Consider the following 22,049-nt stretch of genomic DNA (forward strand, 5'->3'; position numbering starts at 1 on the left):
CTTTTGATCTTGAAAAGCAAAATCAAAAGATCGCAGCCTGCGGCAGCTCCTACAACCTCAAAGGGCTTTTTCGAAGATCTTCGAATTACGCTGATAGTTGTAAAGCGACGCTCGCGCCGACGGCAGCCGGTCGACGCTGCTGGGTTCGAAACCACGCTCGCGGAACCAGTGCGCGGTGCGGGTGGTGAGGACGAACAAGGTTTTCAGTCCCTGAGCCCGCGCGCGGGTTTCAATACGCTCCAGCAGCTCATCACCGCGACCGCCATGGCGGTACTCCGGATTCACTGCCAGACACGCGAGTTCACCCGCGTCCGAATCGGCGATCTGATACAGCGCCGCACAGGCGATGATCATGCCTTCGCGTTCAACCACACTGAACTGCTCGATTTCGCGCTCCAGCACCTCGCGGGAGCGGCGCACCAGGATGCCCTGCTCTTCCAGCGGACTGATCAAATCCAGCAAACCACCGACGTCTTCAATGGCCGCTTCGCGTACCACTTCGAACTGTTCCTGGGCCACAAGGGTGCCGCCACCGTCGCGAGTGAACAGCTCGGTCAGCAACGCACCGTCTTCGGCGTAACTGACGATATGGCTACGGGCCACGCCGCCACGGCAAGCTTCGGCCGCGGCATCGAGCAACTCTGCCTGATAGTTATTGCCCAGGCGTTGCAGATGCGCCGGCACTTGCTGTGGACGCAGCTCGCGCACCAGCCGCCCGTGTTCGTCGATCAGGCCCAGGTCGGCGCCGAACAGCAGCAGCTTGTCCGCACCCAGGTCGATGGCCGCGCGGGTGGCGACGTCTTCGCAAGCCAGGTTGAAAATCTCCCCGGTCGGCGAATAGCCCAGCGGCGACAGCAGCACGATGGAGCGCTCGTCCAGCAGACGGTTGATGCCCTTGCGGTCGACCCGGCGCACTTCGCCGGTGTGGTGATAGTCGACGCCTTCAAGCACGCCGATCGGTCGAGCCGTCACCAGGTTGCCGCTGGCCACCCGCAGGCGCGAGCCCTGCATGGGCGACGAAGCCATGTCCATCGACAGGCGAGCCTCAATGGCAATGCGCAACTGGCCGACCGCGTCGATCACGCACTCCAGGGTCGCGGCATCGGTGATACGCATGCCGTGATGGTAATGCGGGGTCAGGCCACGGGCCGCGAGGCGCGCTTCGATTTGCGGCCGGGAGCCGTGGACCAGCACCAGGCGCACGCCCAGGCTGTGCAACAGCACCAGGTCGTGGACGATATTGCCGAAATTCGGGTGTTCAACGCCGTCGCCGGGCAGCATGACGACAAAGGTGCAATCGCGGTGGGCGTTGATGTAAGGCGAAGCGTGACGAAGCCAATTGACGTATTCGGGCATGAACCTGGGCCTGTAATAAATAGCAGCCAAAAAAAGGGCGAAACTGAAAACGCACAGCGGGCTGATGGTTATCGTCGGAACAGGCTTGGCGACACGCGCGCTCTCCTCATGAATACGGGTTTGGAAACTGGCAATTTAATCGCGTCCCCTGTAGGAGCTGCCGAAGGCTGCGATCTTTTGATCTTTGGTTTTAGAATCAAGATCAAAAGATCGCAGCCTTCGGCAGCTCCTACAAGTGTTGCGTTCAAGTGGTTGGCACCGCAGTTTTGGCCGGCGTCAGGCAATAGTGTTCGATCAGCTGCCTTAATAGATGCACCGTAGGCTGCAAACGTGACATTTCGAGGTATTCCCCCGGCTGGTGAGCACAGGCGATATCACCCGGGCCAAGCACCAGCGTTTCACAGCCAAGGCGCTGAAGATAAGGTGCTTCGGTGCCGAATGCCACTGCTTCGGCGCTGTGACCGGTGAGCTTTTCGGCAAGGCGCACCAGCTCGGCGTCCTCGGCCTGTTCGAACGACGGCACGTCGGGGAACAACGGCGCGTAATCGATCTTGACCTGATGCCGCTCGGCAACCGGCTTGAGCTTCTGCAGGATCTCGGCACGCAGGACCTTGGGGTCCATGCCGGGCAACGGTCGCAAATCGAATTCCAGCGAACACTGACCGCAGATGCGATTGGGATTGTCGCCGCCATGGATGCAGCCGAAGTTCATCGTTGGCATCGGCACGCCAAACTGTGGATTGCGGAATTCGCGCTGCCATAACAAGCGCAGGCCACGCAGTTCGCCGATGGCATCGTGCATGGCCTCCAGGGCGCTGTGGCCCAGGCGCGGGTCGGAAGAGTGACCGCTCTGCCCGAGGATGTCGATGCGCTCCATCATGATGCCTTTGTGCATGCGGATCGGCTTGAGCCCGGTCGGCTCGCCGATCACCGCCGCCCGCCCCAGCGGCCGCCCCGCTTCGGCCAGCGCACGGGCACCGGACATCGAGCTTTCTTCATCGCAGGTGGCGAGAATCAACAACGGCTGTTTGAACGGCTGATCGAGCAGCGGTATGACCGCTTCGATCGCCAGGGCGAAAAACCCCTTCATGTCGCAACTGCCCAGGCCGACCCAACGACCGTCGACTTCCGTCAGCTTCAGCGGGTCGGTTTGCCACAGCGCACCGTCGAACGGCACGGTGTCGCTGTGCCCTGCCAGCACCAGGCCGCCGGGGCCGGAACCGAAACTGGCCAGCAGGTTGAACTTGCCGGGGTTGACCTGCTGGATCTCGCAGGTAAAACCCAGCTCACCGAGCCACGTCGCCAGCAGATCGATGACCGGGCGGTTGCTTTGATCGAGTCTGGGCTGGGTACAACTGACGGACGGCGCGGCGATCAGCGCCGCGAACTGTTCTTTCATCGACGGCAATGGCATCGCTGACTCCCGGCACCCGAATTGAGGTTCATCATAGAACCAACCGATGACAGGAATAAACCGTCTCGGCGCGTACTAACCTTGAGTCCTGTACACTGCACGACCTTGGCAGCCACACATTCCCCCGGCTGCGCTCCCGATCCTGGATTTTCCGGCCATGCAGAAAGAAACCGAAATCAAACTCCGCGTCAGCCGCGAAACCCTCGCCGCCCTGCGCGAGCACCCCTTACTGAAAAAACGCAACAAAAGTGGCTGGGAACGCCGTGAGTTGATGAATCAATACTTCGACACCCCAGAGCGCGATCTGGCCCAGGCCAAAGTCGCCCTGCGCCTGCGCAAGGATGGCGAAGAAGTGATCCAGACCCTCAAGACCCGCGGCCAGAGCGTCGCCGGCCTGTCGGTGCGTAACGAGTACGACTGGAACCTGCCCAAAGCCAAGCTCGACCTGAAGAAGCTCGACGGCGAATGCTGGCCCGAGGAACTGGCCACACTGGACAAGAAAACCCTGAAGCCGATCTTCACCACCGACTTCGTCCGCGAACGCGCGGAAATCGCCTGGGGCCGCGGCAAGACCAAAGTGGTCATCGAAGCCGCCCTGGACCTCGGCCACGTAGTGGTCGGCAAGCAGAAAGAAGAAATCTGCGAGCTGGAGCTGGAGCTGCGTGAAGGCGAACCGGCCGCATTGCTGGAGCTGGCCGCCGAGCTGGCCGAGAAACTGGCGCTGATGCCATGCGATATCAGCAAGGCCGAGCGCGGATATCGCCTGTACGACGCCCACAGCTACTCATTGAGCCTGCCGGCGCCGCAGATCACGGCCGAAACGCCGCTGGACGACGCGTTCGCCGCACTAAGCTGGCACTTGCTCGGCAGCAGCCAGCGCCTGGCCGAGCAGTATCGCTTCAACGGTCACTGGCGCCTGTTGCAGGACTGGGTCGAGTGCCTGGCCGAAATGCGCGCGCTGATCAGCAGCCTTGGTCAAGCCGCACCCCGTCAGTCAACTCACGATCTGCGCATCGCCCTTGATGCCTTGCTGGAAGACTGGCGCCCGCTGGTCCAGGCCGGCCTGGACGATGAAGACGTGCGCAAAGCCGCACCCGAGCAGTTCCTTGAAGAACTCGAAGACCCGCGCTGGGGCCTGTTCTCACTGACTACCTCACGCTGGCTGCTGGCCCGCACCTGGGCTGCCGACCGCAACACCCGTGGCAATCGCCAAGGCGCTGCGCAACTGGGCAGCTGGTTGCCACGCCTGCTGGGCGAAGAAGCCAACTCGCTGCAATTGCAACGCTATCAGCAACAACCGGAAGACCTGGCCGAGCAACTGCCGCGCATCGAACGCATCCAGGTCTGGCTGCACCATGCGCGTAACGTGCTGGAGATCCCGGAAATGGATCGCCTGTACGGCGAGCTGAACAAACTGGCGCAACTGGCCAACGAGTCGATCACCGACGAAGTCCTGGATGCGCGCAAGCAGCAGGCGATTGCGGTGTATCAGAACCGTGCCTGGAAGATGTTGCTGCGTCTGTAATACCGCTATCGCTGGCAAGCCAGCTCCTACACCGAAAACCTGTAGGAGCTGGCTTGCCGGCGATGTGGCCCGCACAATCACCACAAAACCCTAAACCGGCAAACTTGTCGTGGACTTGATCTCCGACAACGCCACGATCGAGTTGACCTCCTGAATCCCCGGCACCATCGACAGCTTCTCGAAGAAGAAGCGCTCGTACGCCTCGATGTCCGCCGTGACAATCCGCAGCAGAAAATCCACCGCCCCCATCAGCACATAACACTCCAGCACCTCCGGAAAGCCGCGAATCGCCTCGGTGAACTCGGTGAAGTTCGAACGCCCGTGGGCATTGAGTTTCACCTCCGCGAAGATCTGCGTGTTCAGGCCGATTTTCTTGCGGTCGAGCAAGGTCACCTGGCCGCGAATGATGCCCTCCTCCTTCATCCGCTGGATCCGCCGCCAGCAGGGCGATTGCGAGAGCCCCACCTGCTCGGCGATCTGCGCGCTGGAGAGCGAAGCGTCCTCTTGCAGCAAGGCGAGGATCTTGCGGTCGTAGCTGTCCAGTACGCTCTGCATAAAAAAACCTTTGATCTCTCAATATGTGAATTGATTAAGTCTGTATTCCTGCCATTTGGCCAATCATAGAGAAGAAATACCCGGTACAGGATGTAAATATTTCTCCAGTAATTCTGGAGCCTGACCATGCCGTATCTCGAAGCCGTGAACACCCCACCTGCCCGCGCCGATGTCTGGAACATCAGCAATGCCCATTGCCGAGTTCGCTATCAAATACTGGCCGAGGCCGAACCGGACCTGCTGTGTCGCGCCCTCAATCTGTTTGCCTTGCAATTGCTCACGCCGGAACAGGTCAACGTGCAGCGCCAGGACGACTGGCTGACCATCGAGATCGTCATCGACGGTTTGAGCTGGCACCGCGCGCAAGTGATAGCGGAAAAACTTCGTAACCTGATCTGCGTCTGCTCGGTAGAGCTGCAAGCAGCTGACTCTGCCTGGGCCGAAACGGTACAGGCGGCGGGCTGAAAAACGCCGAAACGGCTTCGTCGGGTAGTGGCCCAGCGGTCAGCCGGGCCACGGCTATCCTTTGCGCACTGTCGTTCAAAAGGAGCCCGCATGTCCGTTCAACTCGCCTTTCAGGACCGCTGGCTGGATCTCAATGATGTGCTGCGCGAACTGGTCGCGCAGGGCTTTATCAGCCAGGATTCGGCCGAACACGCGCTCAATGCCCGCCGCCGCAACGCCGCCCATGGCCAAATGCATCCGCTGGAGTTCATCGCCAGCCAACAGTTGGGCGACCTCAGCCGCCCCGGCAAACTGCTGGACCTGGAAAGCCTGACCCTGTGGCTGTCCCGGCAGGCCGGACAGCCTTATCTGCGCATCGATCCGTTGAAAATCAACGTCGCGGCCGTGACCCCGCTGATGTCCTATGCCTTCGCCCAGCGCCACAAGATCCTCGCGGTAGCGATCGACCGTGATGCGGTGACCGTGGCCAGCGCCCAGCCTTATGTCAGCGGCTGGGAGGCGGACCTGACCCACGTGCTCAAATTGCCGATCAAGCGCGTGGTGGCCAACCCGGTGGACATCCAGCGCTTCAGCGTCGAATTTTTCCGTCTGGCCAAATCGGTCACCGGGGCCAACAGCGCCGACCCGCACGTCAGCACCCTCGGCAATTTCGAACAGTTGCTCAACCTCGGCGCCAGCGACCAGGAGCCGGACGCCAACGACGCACACATCGTCAACATCGTCGACTGGCTGTTCCAGTACGCGTTCCAGCAACGCGCCAGCGACATCCACATCGAGCCCCGTCGCGAGCAAGGCACGGTACGCTTTCGCATCGACGGCGTGTTGCACAACGTCTATCAATTCCCGCCCCAGGTCACCATGGCCATCGTCAGTCGCCTGAAAACCCTGGGGCGCATGAACGTCGCGGAGAAACGCAAACCCCAGGACGGCCGGGTGAAAACCAAGACCCCGGACGGCGGCGAAGTTGAACTGCGCTTGTCGACACTGCCCACCGCGTTCGGCGAAAAAATGGTCATGCGGATCTTCGACCCGGACGTCCTGCTCAAGGACTTCGACCAGCTCGGTTTCTCCACCGACGACCTGCGCCGCTGGCAGGACATGACCCGCCAGCCCCACGGCATCATCCTCGTCACCGGGCCGACGGGGTCGGGCAAGACCACCACCCTGTACACCACCCTGAAAAAACTGGCGACGCCGGAGGTCAACCTCTGCACCATCGAAGACCCGATTGAAATGGTCGAGCCAGCCTTCAACCAGATGCAGGTCCAGCACAACATCGACCTGACCTTCGCCGCCGGCGTGCGTGCGCTGATGCGACAAGACCCGGACATCATCATGATCGGCGAGATCCGCGACCTCGAGACCGCGGAGATGGCGATCCAGGCGGCGCTCACCGGGCACCTGGTGCTGTCGACCCTGCACACCAACGATGCGCCCGGTGCCATCAGCCGCCTGCTGGAACTCGGCGTGCCGCATTACCTGATCAAGGCCACAGTGCTTGGCGTCATGGCCCAGCGACTGGTGCGAACCCTGTGCCCGCACTGCAAGGCGCCACTGGCGCTGGGCGAAGACGATTGGCAAACCCTGACCCGCCCCTGGCAGGCCCCGCTGCCAGGCAATGCCCAACGAGCCATCGGTTGCGTGGAATGCCGCGACACCGGTTATCGCGGCCGTGCCGGGGTCTACGAAATCATGCAACTCAGCGATGGCATCAAGGCGTTGATCAGTCCTGATACCGATCTGCTGGCCGTGCGACGCCAGGCATTCAAGGAAGGCATGCGCAGCCTGCGGCTGTCAGGGGCGCAAAAGGTCGCCGCCGGGCTGACGACCATCGAGGAGGTGCTGCGCGTGACGCCTCAGAGCGAGCAGAACTGAGCCCTGCTGTTCTTATCCGCCATCGGCACCGCTACACTCCAGCGATTGCAACTCCACAGATCCACACATCAACAAGGAATCGTTATGCAGATCGGTAGTGTGCTTTTGCTTTTTGTCGGCCTGGTGGTCGCCATTCTGTTCATGGGCTTCAAGGTCGTGCCCCAGGGCTTTGAATGGACCGTCGAGCGTTTCGGGCGTTACACCAATACGCTCAAACCGGGGCTGAACATCATCATTCCGGTCATGGACCGCATCGGTCGCAAGATGAATGTGATGGAAAGCGTGCTGGACATTCCGCCACAGGAAGTCATCACCGCCGACAACGCCACGGTACAAATCGACGCGGTGTGCTTCTTCCAGGTGGTCAACACGGCCCAGGCCGCCTACGAAGTCAACAACCTCGAGCACGCTATCCGCAACCTGTTGCAAACTAACATCCGCACGGTGCTCGGCTCGATGGAACTCGACGCCATGCTCAGCCAGCGCGACGGCATCAACGAAAAACTGCTGCGCACCGTCGATGAAGCGACCGCGCCATGGGGCATCAAGATCACCCGGATCGAGATCAAGGACATCAGCCCACCCGCCGACCTGATGGCGGCGATGAGTGGGCAGATGAAAGCCGAACGGATCAAGCGTGCACAGATCCTCGAAGCCGAAGGCCTGCGTGCCGCAGCGATCCTGACCGCCGAAGGCAAGAAGCAGGCGCAGATCCTCGAAGCCGAAGGCAGCCGGCAGGCCGCCTTCCTGGAGTCCGAAGCCCGGGAGCGGCAAGCCGAGGCGGAAGCCCAGGCGACCAAAGTGGTGTCCGAAGCCATCGCCAGTGGCAACGTGCAAGCGGTCAATTACTTCGTGGCGCAGAAGTACATCGATGCGCTGGGCAAGCTGGCTTCGGCCAACAACAGCAAAGTGATCCTGATGCCGCTGGAGGCCAGTTCGATGATCGGCGCGGTGGGCGGCATCGGCGAAATCGTCAAAGCCACTTTCGACAACAAGAAAGCCTGAGGCCCGCCATGTGGGCATTTTTGCAGCATCTTTCGTTCTGGGACTGGTTGGCGCTGGGCACGGTGCTGTTGATTCTTGAAGTGTTCGGTGCCGGCGGCTACCTGTTGTGGATCGGTATGGCCGCGGCTGCCGTGGGCGTTCTGACCTTCCTCCTGCCGGGCCTGTCGTGGGAATGGCAGTTCCTGTTGTTCGGCCTGCTGTCGATCGCCACCGCGTTGTACTGGTGGCGGCGTCAGCGCACGGCGACCCGTCCAAGCGATCAGCCGCACCTGAACCTGCGTGGCCAGGAGCTGATTGGCAAGACCTTCGTGGTGCATGAAGCGATTGTCGACGGTCGCGGCAAAATCAAGGTGGCCGACGGCGTGTGGATGGCCCGCGGGCCGGACGCTGCCATTGGCAGCCGCGTGCGGGTGGTCGGCCAGCAAGGCGCGATCCTGCTGGTCGAAACGGCGGAATAGGCAGCCACGGAACTCGATTGGGGGTTGGCAATCCAACCGCGTAGTCAACCCAGTGGAGTCACCCTGTCATGCGTTTCAAACTTGCTGTCGCTACCGTCGCGCTGTTGTCCCTGCCTGTCGGTTCGGCGATGGCCGATACTTTTTGGCGTAACGTTCTTACGTCCGGTGCAACCACCGGTTCGAGCTATCTGACATCCAAGGATCACAAGCTGGTCGTCGCGGCCCAGGACGATGCCAGCAGCTTCGTCGCCAGTGACGGCAGCATCCGCGGCCCGTACCTGGAAGCAGCCATGCAGAAAGTCCGTGCCGACAACCCGGGGCTGCAAGCCACGGACATGGAACTGGCGAATGCGATCCTGGCGAAGAATGCCGTGGTTTCGGAGTAACAGTCGAGAACAGCAAAATGCCGCTCACTTGAGCGGCATTTTTTTGCCCGACGAACAGAAATCCCATGTTCACTGATGCCCCTGTGGGAGCGAGCCTGCTCGCGATAGCGGTGGATCAGTAAAAACTTCATTGACTGTCACACCGCATTCGCGAGCAGGCTCGCTCCCACAGGGGTTATGTATTGCCTGGGAGGTCAACGGTAGTCGTCGACCGGCACACACGCACAAAACAGGTTCCGATCCCCATACACATTGTCCACCCGGTTCACCACCGGCCAGTATTTGTGAGCCTTGGTATGCGCGTCCGGCGTGACGGCTTGCTCGATGCTGTACGGCCGCTCCCACACGCCGGTGATATCGGCCAGCGTATGCGGCGCACCTTTCAACGGGTTTTCCTCAGCCGGCCAGTTACCGTTCTGCACCTCGTTGATTTCTGCGCGGATGCTCAGCATTGCGCCGATAAACCTGTCCAGCTCCGCTTTCGATTCACTTTCGGTCGGTTCGACCATCAGCGTCCCCGGCACCGGGAACGACATGGTCGGGGCATGGAAGCCGTAGTCCATCAGGCGTTTGGCGACGTCCTCTTCAGTGATGCCGGTCAACACCTTGAGCGGTCGCAGGTCGAGGATGCATTCGTGGGCCACCCGTTCGTTGCGTCCGGTGTACAGCACCGGAAAGGCACCGGACAAATGCCGCGCCAGGTAATTCGCAGCCAGGATCGCCACTTCGCTGGCGTCCGCCAGTTGCGGCCCCATCATGGCGATGTACATCCAGCTGATCGGCAGAATGCTTGCGCTGCCCCAGGGCGCCGCGCTGACGGCGCCATTTTGCGGCTGCGGCCCGTCGATCGGAACCACCGGATGGTTGGCCACGAACGGCGCCAGATGTGCCCTAACACCAATCGGCCCCATGCCCGGACCGCCGCCACCATGGGGAATGCAGAAAGTCTTGTGCAGGTTCATGTGCGAGACATCGGCGCCAATATCCGCCGGCCGCGCCAGCCCGACCTGGGCGTTGAGGTTGGCGCCATCCATGTACACCTGTCCGCCGTGATGGTGGATCACTTCACAGATTTCGCTGATGCCTTCTTCATACACGCCATGGGTCGAAGGATAGGTCGCCATCAGGCAGGCGAGTTTCTCGGCGGCCTGCGCGGCTTTTTCCTTGAGGTCATCCAGGTCTACGTTGCCGGCCTCGTCACACTCGACGATCACCACGCGCATCCCGGCCATTTGCGCCGACGCGGGATTGGTGCCGTGCGCCGACGAAGGAATCAGGCAAATATCGCGGCCGCCCTGTTGCCGGCTCTCATGGTATTTGCGGATCGCCAGCAGCCCGGCGTATTCGCCTTGGGCACCGGAGTTGGGCTGCATGCAGATGGCATCGAAACCGGTGATCGCGCACAACCAGCGCTCCAGTTCCTCGATCATCAGCCCGTACCCGGCGGCCTGCTCCTTCGGCACGAACGGGTGCAGATTGGCGAACTGCGGCCAGGTGATCGGGATCATCTCGCTGGTGGCGTTGAGCTTCATGGTGCAGGAGCCCAGCGGGATCATCGATTGATTGAGCGCCAGGTCCTTGTTTTCCAGTTGCTTGAGGTAGCGCAGCATCTCGGTTTCGCTGTGATGGGCGCTGAACACCGGATGACGCAGATAAGGTGAAGTTCGCAGCAACCCTTGGGGAATTCCACCAGGCAGGACTTCGGCATCCAGGTCCTCGATACTGAGCCCGTGATCGGCCCCGAGAAACACGTCGAACAGCTTCGCCACGGTGGTTTCGTCGCAGGCCTCGTCAAGGCTCAAGCCCAGTTGGCCGCGCCCGAGAATGCGCAGGTTGATCTGCGCGGCCCGGGCACTTTCGATGATCGCGGTCTGGGTTCCGCCGACCTCCAGCGTCAGGGTGTCGAAGAAGTGCCGGTTGACCCGGGTGATACCCTTGCGCTCGAGCCCGGCGGCCAGGATGCAGGTCAGCCGGTGAACCCGCTGGGCGATTCGCCTGAGCCCTTCCGGGCCGTGGTAGACCGCATAGAAACTGGCGATATTGGCCAGCAGCACCTGGGCCGTGCAGATGTTGGAGTTGGCCTTCTCCCGGCGGATATGTTGCTCGCGGGTTTGCAGGGCCATGCGCAGGGCGGTGTTGCCCCGTGCATCTTTCGAAACACCGATGATCCGCCCGGGAATCGCCCGTTTGTACTCATCGCGGCTGGCAAAAAAGGCCGCATGCGGCCCGCCGTAGCCCATGGGCACGCCAAATCGCTGGGACGAGCCGAACACTACATCGGCGCCCAGTTCACCCGGCGGGGTCAGCAGCAACAGGCTCAGCAAATCCGTGGCGACACAGGCCAGGGCCTGTTGCGCGTGCAGGTGATCGATCAATGGCTGCAGGTCGTGGATCTCGCCGTGGGTGTCAGGGTATTGCAGCAGCGCACCGAACACCTGGTGCTGCTTCAAGTTATCCACAGCATCGACGATCAGCTCGAAGCCGAAACCTTCGGCGCGGGTCTGCACCACGGAAATGGTTTGCGGGTGGCAGTTTTCGTCGACAAAGAACAGGTTGCTTTTGGACTTGGCGACCCGCTTGGCCAGGGCCATCGCTTCCGCCGCGGCGGTGGCCTCATCCAGCAGCGAGGCGTTGGCCAACTCCAGGCCGGTCAGGTCGATGGTCAATTGCTGGAAGTTCAGCAGCGCTTCGAGCCGCCCTTGGGCGATCTCCGGTTGATAGGGTGTGTATGCGGTGTACCAGCCGGGATTTTCCAGCACGTTACGTAGAATCACCGCCGGCGTGAGGGTACCGTGGTAGCCCATGCCGATCAGGCTGGTCCAGACCTGGTTCTGCTCGGCATAACCGCGCAGCTTGGCCAACGCAGCCTCTTCATCGAGCGCCGGGGGCAGGTCCAGCGCCCGGTTGAGGCGGATGCCCGGCGGCACCGTTTGCTCGATCAATTCGACCCGGCTGCCCAGGCCGAGGCTATCGAGCATCGCCTGTTGCTCGGCGGCATCGGGTCCTAGGTGGCGGCGCAGAAAGGCATTGGGGTCGTGTAACTGGCTCAGGGACGGCAACTGGGACATGACGGGCTCTCTCTTGACTGGCGCTCAGCGTCGATGCAACACGGTCAAACCAGCATAGCAGTCGATCTCCGCGTGGATGGCGTGGCGTCGTCGGCCAATCCGGCTCATCATGTCCGGCGCCTCTCTAATGTCCGCTGATCGGGTGAACGTATCCATGAGCCAACTGCCGTTCCTGCCGTTTTCCAAACCCACCATCGATGAAGCCACGATCGCCGCTGTCGGTGACGTATTGCGCTCGGGCTGGATTACCAGCGGCCCCAAGGTCCAGGCCTTCGAAGCGCAACTCTCGGAGTATTTTGGCGGGCGCCCGGTGCGCACCTTCAATTCCGGCACCTGCACCATGGAAATCGCCTTGCGTATTGCCGGGGTCGGGCCGGGCGATGAAGTGATCACCACGCCGATTTCCTGGGTGGCCACCGCCAACGTCATCCTGGAGGTCGGCGCCACCCCGGTGTTTGCCGACATCGACCCGGTGACGCGCAATATCGATCTGGATCAACTGGAAGCAGCGATCACTCCACGCACCAAGGCCATCATCCCGGTGTACCTCGCCGGATTGCCCGTGGACATGACGCGTCTGTACGCACTGGCGAAGAAGCACAGCCTGCGAATCGTCGAGGATGCGGCCCAGGCATTGGGCTCCAGCTGGAACGGCCAGCGCATTGGCTCGACCGGTGATTTCGTGTCCTTCAGTTTTCAGGCGAACAAAAACGTCACCTCCTCCGAAGGCGGTTGCCTGGTGCTGACTACGCCCGAAGAAGTGCGACTGGCAGAGAAATACCGGCTGCAGGGCGTTACCCGCAACGGCTTCGATGGCCTGGACGTCGACGTGCTGGGTGGCAAATTCAACATGACCGACGTCGCCGCAGCCATTGGCCTGGGGCAATTTGCTCATATCGAAGCCATCACCGCTCATCGCCGTGAGCTGGCCCAGCATTATTTCGCCTGCTTTGGCGAGGATTTCGAAGCGCAGTACGGAGCGCAACTGCCTCCGGCGGATTTCACCCACAGCAACTGGCATTTGTTCCAGCTGGTATTGCCGGAACGCACGGATGGCAAACCGGCACGGGCGACTTTCATGGAGCAGATGCAGGCTTTGGGTGTCGGGATCGGCTATCACTACCCGCCGATTCACCTGTTGAGTCTTTACCGCGAGCGCGGTTTCAAGGAGGGCATGTTCCCGGTCGCCGAGCGGGTCGGTCGGCTGATTGTCTCGCTGCCGATGTTCACCGCGATGAGCAAAGCCGATGTCGAGCGCTCGGTGGCGGCGGTGAAAGCAGTACTCAAGCCTTGATCCACCCTTGTAGGAGCCGGCTTGCCGGCGATGGCGATTTAGAGGACGCCATCGCCGGCAAGCCGGCTCCTACAGGGGCGAGCATTACTCGCCGATGGCGGCCTTGTAGCCGGCGGCATCCAGCAGTTTTTCCAGATCGGCGGTGTTGCTTGGCTTGAGCTTGAAGATCCACGCGCTGTACGGATCGGAGTTGAGCAGCTCAGGCTCAGCACTCAGCGCTTCGTTGACCGCGATCACTTCACCGGCAATCGGGGAGTAGATATCAGAAGCGGCTTTGACCGATTCAACGACACCCGACTGATCACCGGCAGCAAACACGTTGCCAACTTCGGTCAGTTCGACGAACACCACATCACCCAGCGCTTCCTGCGCGTGATCGCTGATGCCCACGGTGACGGTGCCATCGGCTTCCAGACGTGCCCATTCGTGACTTTCGGCAAAACGCAGGTCGGCAGGGATATTGCTCATGTTCTGTGTCCTCAGGAAATTGTCAGCGGTAGTTAACCGCTGGAAAAGATTAGATCAAGGTTTTGCCGTGGCGTACGAAGGTCGGTTTGACCACCCGGACCGGGTACCACTTGCCACGAATTTCCACTTCAGCGCGGTCGGCAGTTGCCATCGGCACGCGCGCCAGTGCTATCGACTTGCTAAGCGTAGGAGAGAAACTACCACTGGTGATCTCCCCTTCGCCAACATCGGCGATGCGGACCACCTGATGAGCGCGTAAAACACCGCGCTCCTCAAGGACCAGACCGACCAGTTTGTGCTGTACACCAGCGGCTTGCTCGGCTTCCAGGGCCTTGCGCCCGATGAACTGCCGGGTGGCAGGTTCCCAGGCGATGGTCCAGGCCATATTGGAGGCCAGGGGTGAAACATCCTGCTGGATATCCTGACCGTAAAGGTTCATGCCGGCTTCGACCCGCAAGGTATCTCGCGCGCCAAGACCGATGGGAGAAATCCCGGCACCGACCAGATCGTTGAAGAACCCGGGCGCCTGATCCGCCGGCAGAATGATTTCCAGGCCGTCTTCGCCGGTATAACCGGTGCGCGCGATGAACCAGTCACCATCGGGCAGGCCTTCGAAGGGCTTGAGGAGCTGGATCAGGTTGCCACGGGACTGGTTGACCAGCTCGGCAATCTTTTGCCGGGCGTGAGGCCCCTGGATGGCCAGCATCGCCAACTCGGAACGCTCGCGAAGCTGCACGTCGAAACCGTCGAGATGCGCTTGCATCCAGGCCATGTCCTGATCGCGGGTGGAGGCGTTGACCACCAGGCGATAGCCCTCGTCGAGACGGTAGACGATCATGTCGTCGACGATGCCGCCCTGCTCGTTGAGCATGGTGCTGTACAACGCACGGCCGGGGCTGTGCAGGCGTTCGACATCATTGGCCAGCAAATGCTGAAGCCAGGCTTTGGCCTGGGGGCCGCCGACGTCGATAACGGTCATGTGGGATACATCGAAGACACCGCAATCGCGGCGCACCTGATGGTGTTCCTCGACCTGCGATCCATAATGCAGAGGCATGTCCCAACCGCCAAAATCGACCATCTTTGCGCCGAGCGCGAGATGAAGGTCATACAGAGGCGTACGCTGTCCCATGGGTTTCTCCTTCCGGGCGTGGCGAAGGTGCGGGCAAGTGCTGCACGGACTGAATGCCTTGAAACAAAAGGCCTTTAGCCGATTTCAGCTACCTGGTCTGTCAGACGGACCGCACCGAATGCCGCGCATTGTAGCCGCAAGGTGTAGGACTGACACCTAGCTGTTTCGATGCGCTGAGCGCCGGATCAATCCGATGACCGGCAGCAGCCCGACCAGCACTAGCGTCAACGCTGGCAAAGATGCCCTCGCCCACTCTCCTTCGCTGGTCATTTCAAAGATCCGCACCGCCAGCGTGTCCCAGCCAAACGGGCGCATCAGCAGGGTCGCGGGCATTTCCTTGAGCACGTCGACGAACACCAGCAGCGCCGCACTCAAGGTGCCGGGCAACAACAACGGTAGATACACTTTGAAAAAAAGTCGTGGCCCACTGACGCCAAGGCTACGTGCCGCTTCGGGCAAAGATGGCCGTATACGCGCCAGGCTGCTTTCCAAGGGTCCGTAGGCCACCGCAATGAAGCGCACCAGATAGGCCAGCAACAACGCTGACAGACTACCCAGCAGCAGCGGCTTGCCCGCGCCACCGAGCCAGCTCGAGAGCGGGATCACCAGCTCGCGATCCAGGTAACTGAACGCCAGCATGATCGACACCGCCAGCACCGAGCCCGGCAAGGCGTAACCCAGGTTGGCCAGACTGACCCCGGAACGAATGACCCGGGTGGGCGCCAGGCGTCGGGCAAACGCCAGCAACAAGGCGACGCTGACGGTGATCAACGCCGCCATCGCCCCCAGGTACAAGGTATGGGCGATCAGCCCGGCGTAACGTTCGTCGAGATCGAAGCGCCCACGCTGCCAGAACCACACCATCAGTTGCAGCATTGGAATGACAAAGGCGCAGGCAAACACCAGCCCGCACCATGTCATGGCTGCCAGCGCCTTGACGCCTCGCAGGTGATACAGCGCCTTGACCCGTGGTCGCTCGTTGCCCGCCCGGTTGGCCCCGCGAGCACGCCGCTCGCCGTACAGCACAAGCATCACCACCAGCAGTAACAGGCTGGCCAGTTGCGCAGCGGAGGACAGGCTGAAAAAACCGTACCAGGTCTTGTAGATAGCCGTGGTGAAGGTATCGAAGTTGAACACCGACACTGCGCCGAAATCCGCCAGGGTTTCCATCAGCGCCAATGCCACGCCCGCTCCAATGGCTGGCCGCGCCATGGGCAGCGCTACCCGCCAGAACGCTTGCCAGGGCGATTGACCAAGGACCCGCGCCGCTTCCATCAGGCCTTTGCCCTGGGCGAGGAAGGCCGTGCGGGCCAGCAGATACACATAGGGATAGAAAACCAGCACCAGCACCACAATCACCCCGCCCGTGGAGCGCACGCGCGGCAGCCGCAGACCGCTGCCGAACCATTCTCGCAGCAGCGTCTGCACGGGCCCGGCAAAATCCAGCAGGCCGACGAAGACGAAGGCCAGCACATAGGCCGGGATCGCGAAGGGCAACATCAATGCCCAGTCCAGCCAGCGCCGGCCGGGGAATTCGCAAAGGCTGGTCAGCCAGGCAAGGCTGACACCCAACAGGGTGACACCCACAGCAACGCCAAGCACCAGCGTCAGTGTGTTGCCCAGCAAGCGCGGCATCTGCGTGTCCCACAGGTGGGACCAGATTTGAACGTCGATGGTTTGCCAGGAAAGCAGCAGGACGCTCAGGGGCAACAGGACCAGCGCAGCGATGGCGAAGACGACGGGATACCAGCGGCGTTGGGCGGGGTGGGCCAAGGAAAAGCTCTCTGGATAAATCAACGAAATGTACGTGAAACGCGAAAAGATCGCAGCCTTCGGCAGCTCCTACATCGGGTTGGTGATCACCCTGTAGGAGCTGCCGAAGGCTGCGATCTTTTGCTCTTTAAACCAGCAGGTGTCAGTTCCAGCCAGCCTTGTCCATTAGACGAATCGCCTCGGCCTGGCGCTTGCCAGCGATTTCCACAGGCAAGGTATCAGCGATGAACTTGCCCCATGCAGCGACTTCAGCCGATGGCTGCACGGCCGGGTTGGCCGGGAACTCCTGGTTCACGTCGGCAAAGATCTTCTGCGCTTCAGGCGTGGTCATCCACTCCACCAGGGCCTTGGCCGCTTCCGGGTGTGGCGCGTGTTGTGTCAGGCCGATACCCGACAGGTTGATGTGTACGCCACGGTCGGCCTGGTTCGGCCAGAACAGCTTCACCGGCAGGTCCGGCTTCTGCTTGTGCAGGCGGCCGTAGTAGTAGGTGTTGACGATGCCGACATCGCACTGGCCGGCATTGATCGCTTCGAGCACGGCGGTGTCGTCGGAGAATACGTCAGTGGACAGGTTCTTGACCCAACCCTTGAGGATTTCCTCGGTCTTGTCGGCGCCGTGCACTTCGATCATGGTCGCGGTCAGGGACTGGTTGTAGACCTTCTTCGCCGTACGCAGGCACAGGCGGCCTTCCCATTGCTTGTCGGCCAGTGCTTCGTAGGTGGTCAGTTCGCCCGGCTTCACACGGTCAGTGGAGTAGGCAATGGTCCGCGCCCGCAGGCTCAGGCCGGTCCAAGCGTGGGAGGCTGCCCGGTATTGCAGCGGAATGTTGGCGTCGATGGTTTTCGAGGTGAACGGCTGGAGGATGCCCATCTGCTCGGCTTGCCAGAGGTTGCCGGCATCGACGGTCAGCAGCAGGTCGGCCGGCGTATTCGCGCCCTCGGCCTTGAGCCGCTGCATCAGGGGCGCTTCCTTGTCGGTGATGAACTTCACCTTCACGCCGGTCTTGGCGGTGTAGGCATCGAATACTGGCTTGATCAGCTCGTCGATACGCGAGGAGTAGACCACCACCTCGTCAGCGGCCTGGACGGCGGTGCTGCCAATCAGGGTCAGGGCCAGTGCAGTCAGTAGACGCTTCGGTGCCAACATGGGAGCGGTCTCTCGATTGAAAAATGAGGCCAAATGATAAGGACTCACATTTAGCTTCTCAATCGAAGCTGGCGGCGGAGGAGTTACCGGATGTTGCACAAGCAGAAATTGAGGGCGAATGTGCCGCCGTCTTCGCGAGCAGGCTCGCCCCCACATTTGAAATGCATTCCAAGGTGGGAGCGAGCCTGCTCGCGAAGAGGCCATCAGCCTCAATAGAGAACTCAGGGCTTGGCTAGCGCCGGCAGATCCCCGGTCAACCCCAGCGCTTCACGCACGAACAAGGCCTTGGCTTCCGGCATCTTCTCAACCATTTTCAACCCGGTATTACGCAACCAGCGCACCGGCAACGGATCTGCCTGGAACAAGCGCTCGAAGCCTTCCATCGCCGCCATCAGCGCCAGGTTGTGGGGCATGCGCCGACGCTCGTAACGGCTGAGGACTTTCACATCCGCCAGGCGTTCGCCACGGGTTGCCGCTTGCAGCAACACTTCGGCCAGCACGGCGGCATCGAGGAATCCGAGGTTCACACCCTGCCCGGCCAACGGGTGAATGGTATGGGCCGCGTCGCCGATCAACGCCAGGCCTTCCGCCACATAACGCTTGGCATGCCGCTGGCGCAGGGGCACACACAGGCGCGGGTCGGCGCTGAGCACTTCACCGAGTCGCCCCTCGAAGGCTCGCTCCAGTGCCTTGCAGAAACCCTGGTCATCCATCGCCATCAAGCGTTCGGCTTCGCCGGGTGTGGTCGACCAGACGATCGAGCACCAATCCTGTTCGCCGTCGCGTTCCAGCGGCAGAAACGCCAACGGACCGTTGTCGGTGAAGCGCTGCCAGGCCGTCATCTGGTGCGGCTTGGCGCAACGCACGCTGGTGACGATGGCATGGTGCAGATAATCCCATTCGCGGGTCGCGACCCCGGCCAGGCGCCGCACGGCCGAGTTGGCGCCATCCGCTGCGATCACCAGCGGCGCGCGCAGGGTGCGGCCATCGGCCAGGGTCAGCAGCCAGTCATCGCCGGAGCGGCGCATCTGTTCCAGCCGTGCATTGGCCAGCAACCCTAGGTCACAGTCGTGCAGGCGCTCGAGCAAGGCATCCTGGACCACTCGGTTTTCGACGATGTGCCCCAGCACCTCGGCATGCACGCTGGTCGCCGAGAAGTGGATTTGCCCGGTGCCGCTGCCATCCCAGACCTGCATGTCGGTGTAGGGGCTGCTGCGCCGCCCGGCGATGCCGTCCCAGACGCCAAGGCGTTCGAGAATCCGCTGGCTGGCAGCCGACAAGGCGCTCACGCGCGGCTCAAACGCGGCCTGAGCGTTGAAGGGTTTGACACTCATGGGGCTGCCGTCCAGCAGCAGGACTTCCAGCCCGCTGTTCTGCAACGCCAGCGCCAAAGCGCTGCCGACCATTCCGGCCCCGACAATCAGCAGATCTGCGCGCATTTCCATGCTTTAAGCCTGTCTCTCTTGCGGCTTGAGCCGCACGTAAAGGGTTTTTCCGACCCGCGCCACCAGGTGGCCGACGCCGTCATGAATGTCGACCTGCAAGTGCGGCAGGTTTTTTATCAATCGTGCCTTGCCAAACCGGCGGATCAGCCAGCTACGCATCCGGTCGCGTCCCCAGCCCCATCGCCTGTCGGGCAAACCAGCGTTTGGCCGGTGGCAGCAGGTCGAGGCCGAGCAAGCCGATGTTGCGCCCCAGGGACACCAGCGGCTGGGTACTGCCGAACAGACGCGTGACCTGATCGGAGAAGCCCACGGTGAGGTCCTGGTCGAGACGCTGACGTTCGCGATAGGTCTGCAAGGTGGCAAAGTCGCCCAAGGGCTTTTCGCTGGCGAGCAGGGCATCGGCCAGGGCCTGGGCATCGCGCAGGGACAGGTTGAACCCCTGGCCGGCAATCGGATGCAGGCTGTGCGCCGCATTGCCGAGCACTGCCAGATGCGGGCGCACCTGTTCTTCGGCCTCGACCAGCGTCAGCGGATACAGGTGTCGTGCACCGACTTGTTTCAATGTACCAAGGCGATAACCGAAGACGCCCTGCAATTCACTGAGGAAACAGCGCTCATCAAGGGCTGCCAGGCGTTGCGCGTCCATGCCCAGGCGGGTCCAGACCAGTGCACAGCGGTTTTCCGGCAGCGGCAGCAACGCCATCGGGCCTTCATCGGTGAAGCGCTCGAAGGCCATGCCGTTGTGGGCCTCGCTCGGGGTGATGTTGGCGATCAGCGCGCTCTGGTTGTACGGACGCTTGCGAATACCGATCCCCAACTGCTCGCGCAGGCCGGAGCGGCCGCCATCGGCGAGCACCGCGAGGTCGCACTCAAGGGTGGTTTCATCATTGAGGGTCAGGCGATAGCCATCGGTCAGCGGCTCCATGCGGGTGACTTCCGCCGGGCAGCGCCAGCTGATCACGTCCTTGTCCAGGCCTTGCCACAGGCATTGGCCGAGCCAGGCGTTTTCAACGACATAACCCAGCGCTGGAACACCCTCTTCCATCGCCGACAACCGCGCCGTCGAGAATCGGCCACGGTCGGAAACATGAATCTGCTTGATCGGTTCGGCGCGGCGGGAAACTTCCTGCCAGACGCCCAGGCGTTGATAAATCTGCCGCGAGCCAAAGGACAGCGCCGAAGAACGGGCGTCGTAACTCGGTTGATAAGTGTCCCCCGGGGCGAACGGCTCGATCAGCACGATCTTCCAGCCTCGGGCCTTGGCGCCGGCCTGCAAGGCCAGCGCCAGGCTCGCACCGACCAGCCCGCCACCGATGATTGCCAGGTTGACTCGACTCATGCCGCTTGTGTCCGTGCTTGCGCCATCAGGGCCTCGATTTCGCTGACGGTTTTCGGCACGCCGCCCGTCAATATTTCACAACCGGTTCTGGTGACCACTACGTCGTCCTCGATGCGCACGCCAATGCCGCGCCATTTCTTCGCCACGCTCTGGTTGTCCGGAGCGATGTAGATCCCCGGCTCCACGGTCAACGCCATGCCGACCTCCAGTACGCGCCACTCGCCGCCGACCTTGTATTCGCCGACATCGTGCACATCCATGCCCAGCCAATGGCCGGCGCGGTGCATGTAGAACGCCTTGTAGGCTTCGCTGGCGATCAGTTCGTCAACCTCACCCTGGAGCAACCCCAGCTTGACCAGCCCGGCCGTGATGACCCGGACCGTGGCCTCGTGCGCCTGGTTCCAGTGTTTGTTCGGGGCGATTTCGGCAAAGGCGGCTTCCTGGGAGGCCAGCACCAATTCGTAAATCGCTTTCTGTTCCGCTGAATACTTGCCGCTGACCGGAAAGGTCCGGGTGATGTCGCTGGCGTAGCAGTCGATCTCGCACCCGGCGTCGATCAGCACCAGGTCACCGTCCTTGAGCAGCGCGTCATTCTGCTGGTAATGCAGGATGCAGCTGTTGCGCCCTGCCGCGACAATCGACCCGTAGGCCGGCATCTTCGCCCCGCCCTTGCGGAATTCGTAATCGAGCTCGGCTTCCAGGCTGAATTCGTGCAGCCCGGCGCGACAGGCCTGCATTGCCCGCACATGCGCCTGGGCGGAAATCCGCGCCGCCTCGCGCATCACTTTCACTTCTGCCGCCGATTTATACAGGCGCATGTCGTGCAGCAGATGATCCAGGGCAACGAATTCGTTCGGCGGCTGGGCACCGAGGTTGGCCTTGGAGCGGATCACGTTGATCCATTCCATCAGGTGGCGGTCGAATTCGGGGTTGCTGCCCATGGCCGAGTACACCCGGTCACGGCCTTCGATCAGGCCCGGCAGGATGTCGTCGATATCGGTGATGGGAAAGGCGTCGTCGGCACCGAAGTCGCGAATCGCGCCTTCCTGCCCGGCGCGCAGGCCATCCCACAATTCGCGCTCGGCGTTGCGCTCGCGGCAGAACAGGATGTATTCGCCATGCACGCGCCCCGGCATCAGCACCAGTACGGCCTGGGGCTCGGGAAAACCGCTGAGGTACTGGAAGTCGCTGTCCTGGCGGTAGACGTGCTCGACGTCGCGGTTACGAATGGCCACCGCGGCGGCGGGCAGGATGGCGATGCTGTTGGGTTCCATCTGCGCCATCAGGGCCTTGCGGCGACGGCTGTATTCCGATTTCGGGATATGGATCATGGGCAGATGGCGT

The 22,049-nt window shown here is 61.8% G+C and carries 18 protein-coding genes and 1 pseudogene; 7 read left to right on the forward strand and 12 right to left on the reverse strand.

Translation table 11 applies throughout. The features are described 5' to 3' along the window. Positions 1–57: 57 nt before the first annotated feature. Positions 58–1,356, reverse strand: coding sequence for an amino-acid N-acetyltransferase (argA, locus tag CD175_RS20185; protein WP_104450207.1), 1,299 nt, complete (start codon positions 1,354–1,356; stop codon positions 58–60). A gap of 244 nt (positions 1,357–1,600) precedes the next feature. Beyond that, on the reverse strand, positions 1,601–2,770 hold the full coding sequence (gene argE, locus CD175_RS20190; protein ID WP_104450208.1) for an acetylornithine deacetylase: 1,170 nt from the start codon (positions 2,768–2,770) through the stop codon (positions 1,601–1,603). Positions 2,771–2,927: 157 nt separating this feature from the next. Here argE and CD175_RS20195 point away from each other — a divergent pair, with 157 nt between their 5' ends. Then, a complete protein-coding gene (locus tag CD175_RS20195; protein WP_104450209.1) occupies positions 2,928–4,295 on the forward strand; it encodes a CYTH domain-containing protein in 1,368 nt (455 codons plus the stop codon). Positions 4,296–4,385: 90 nt separating this feature from the next. Here the strand turns inward: CD175_RS20195 and CD175_RS20200 are convergent, their stop codons facing one another. Next, a complete protein-coding gene (locus CD175_RS20200) occupies positions 4,386–4,850 on the reverse strand; it encodes an Lrp/AsnC family transcriptional regulator (protein WP_104450210.1) in 465 nt (154 codons plus the stop codon). 126 nt (positions 4,851–4,976) lie between these two features. Here CD175_RS20200 and CD175_RS20205 point away from each other — a divergent pair, with 126 nt between their 5' ends. From CD175_RS20205 to CD175_RS20225, 5 genes are all read left to right on the forward strand, one after another. After that, the gene (locus tag CD175_RS20205) at positions 4,977–5,315 is read left to right on the forward strand and encodes an ACT-like domain-containing protein (RefSeq protein ID WP_104450211.1); all 339 of its coding nucleotides are present in this window, start codon (positions 4,977–4,979) and stop codon (positions 5,313–5,315) included. 90 nt (positions 5,316–5,405) lie between these two features. After that, positions 5,406–7,190, forward strand: a complete 1,785-nt coding sequence (tfpB, locus tag CD175_RS20210) for a type IV pilus assembly ATPase TfpB (protein ID WP_104450212.1) — start codon at positions 5,406–5,408, stop codon at positions 7,188–7,190. Positions 7,191–7,274: 84 nt separating this feature from the next. Then, entirely contained in the window at positions 7,275–8,195 is a 921-nt protein-coding gene (locus CD175_RS20215) for an SPFH domain-containing protein (protein WP_104450213.1), read from the forward strand. A gap of 8 nt (positions 8,196–8,203) precedes the next feature. Next, positions 8,204–8,653: an NfeD family protein gene (locus CD175_RS20220; RefSeq protein ID WP_104450214.1), complete on the forward strand. Its 450-nt coding sequence runs from the start codon at positions 8,204–8,206 to the stop codon at positions 8,651–8,653. Between the two features lie 68 nt (positions 8,654–8,721). Beyond that, on the forward strand, positions 8,722–9,039 hold the full coding sequence (locus CD175_RS20225; RefSeq protein ID WP_104450215.1) for a DUF2388 domain-containing protein: 318 nt from the start codon (positions 8,722–8,724) through the stop codon (positions 9,037–9,039). Positions 9,040–9,233: 194 nt separating this feature from the next. Here CD175_RS20225 and gcvP read toward each other — a convergent pair whose 3' ends face one another. Continuing rightward, positions 9,234–12,107, reverse strand: a complete 2,874-nt coding sequence (gene gcvP, locus CD175_RS20230; protein WP_104450216.1) for an aminomethyl-transferring glycine dehydrogenase — start codon at positions 12,105–12,107, stop codon at positions 9,234–9,236. Between the two features lie 154 nt (positions 12,108–12,261). Between gcvP and CD175_RS20235 the strand changes: the two genes are divergently transcribed. Then, positions 12,262–13,401, forward strand: a complete 1,140-nt coding sequence (locus CD175_RS20235; protein ID WP_104450449.1) for a DegT/DnrJ/EryC1/StrS family aminotransferase — start codon at positions 12,262–12,264, stop codon at positions 13,399–13,401. A gap of 84 nt (positions 13,402–13,485) precedes the next feature. Here the strand turns inward: CD175_RS20235 and gcvH are convergent, their stop codons facing one another. The 8 genes and pseudogenes from gcvH to pepP all read right to left on the reverse strand — a co-directional run bounded on the left by gcvH (position 13,486) and on the right by pepP (position 22,036). Next, positions 13,486–13,869 carry a glycine cleavage system protein GcvH gene (gene gcvH / locus CD175_RS20240; RefSeq protein WP_104450217.1) on the reverse strand — a complete coding sequence of 128 codons (384 nt, stop codon included), beginning with the start codon at positions 13,867–13,869 and terminating at the stop codon, positions 13,486–13,488. A 49-nt stretch (positions 13,870–13,918) separates the two neighbouring features. Continuing rightward, a complete protein-coding gene (gcvT, locus tag CD175_RS20245; protein ID WP_104450218.1) occupies positions 13,919–15,001 on the reverse strand; it encodes a glycine cleavage system aminomethyltransferase GcvT in 1,083 nt (360 codons plus the stop codon). 156 nt (positions 15,002–15,157) lie between these two features. Continuing rightward, positions 15,158–16,774 (reverse strand): ABC transporter permease, encoded by a 1,617-nt coding sequence (locus CD175_RS20250; protein ID WP_104450219.1) that lies wholly within the window; start codon positions 16,772–16,774, stop codon positions 15,158–15,160. A 142-nt stretch (positions 16,775–16,916) separates the two neighbouring features. Further along, a complete protein-coding gene (locus CD175_RS20255; protein ID WP_104450220.1) occupies positions 16,917–17,921 on the reverse strand; it encodes an extracellular solute-binding protein in 1,005 nt (334 codons plus the stop codon). 221 nt (positions 17,922–18,142) lie between these two features. Continuing rightward, a complete protein-coding gene (locus CD175_RS20260) occupies positions 18,143–19,360 on the reverse strand; it encodes a 2-octaprenyl-3-methyl-6-methoxy-1,4-benzoquinol hydroxylase (protein ID WP_167399549.1) in 1,218 nt (405 codons plus the stop codon). A 9-nt stretch (positions 19,361–19,369) separates the two neighbouring features. Continuing rightward, positions 19,370–19,480: pseudogene (locus tag CD175_RS20265) on the reverse strand (tetrameric acyl-CoA thioesterase); the annotation flags it as partial. 37 nt (positions 19,481–19,517) lie between these two features. Continuing rightward, positions 19,518–20,705 carry a 2-octaprenyl-6-methoxyphenyl hydroxylase gene (ubiH, locus tag CD175_RS20270; RefSeq protein ID WP_104450222.1) on the reverse strand — a complete coding sequence of 396 codons (1,188 nt, stop codon included), beginning with the start codon at positions 20,703–20,705 and terminating at the stop codon, positions 19,518–19,520. Continuing rightward, positions 20,702–22,036, reverse strand: a complete 1,335-nt coding sequence (pepP, locus tag CD175_RS20275; RefSeq protein ID WP_104450223.1) for a Xaa-Pro aminopeptidase — start codon at positions 22,034–22,036, stop codon at positions 20,702–20,704. The genes ubiH and pepP overlap by 4 nt, the downstream gene beginning before the upstream one ends. Positions 22,037–22,049: the final 13 nt, after the last annotated feature.

Origin of the sequence: Pseudomonas laurylsulfatiphila, from assembly GCF_002934665.1 — a bacterium.
In the GTDB taxonomy this organism is placed as follows: Bacteria; Pseudomonadota; Gammaproteobacteria; order Pseudomonadales; family Pseudomonadaceae; genus Aquipseudomonas; species Aquipseudomonas laurylsulfatiphila.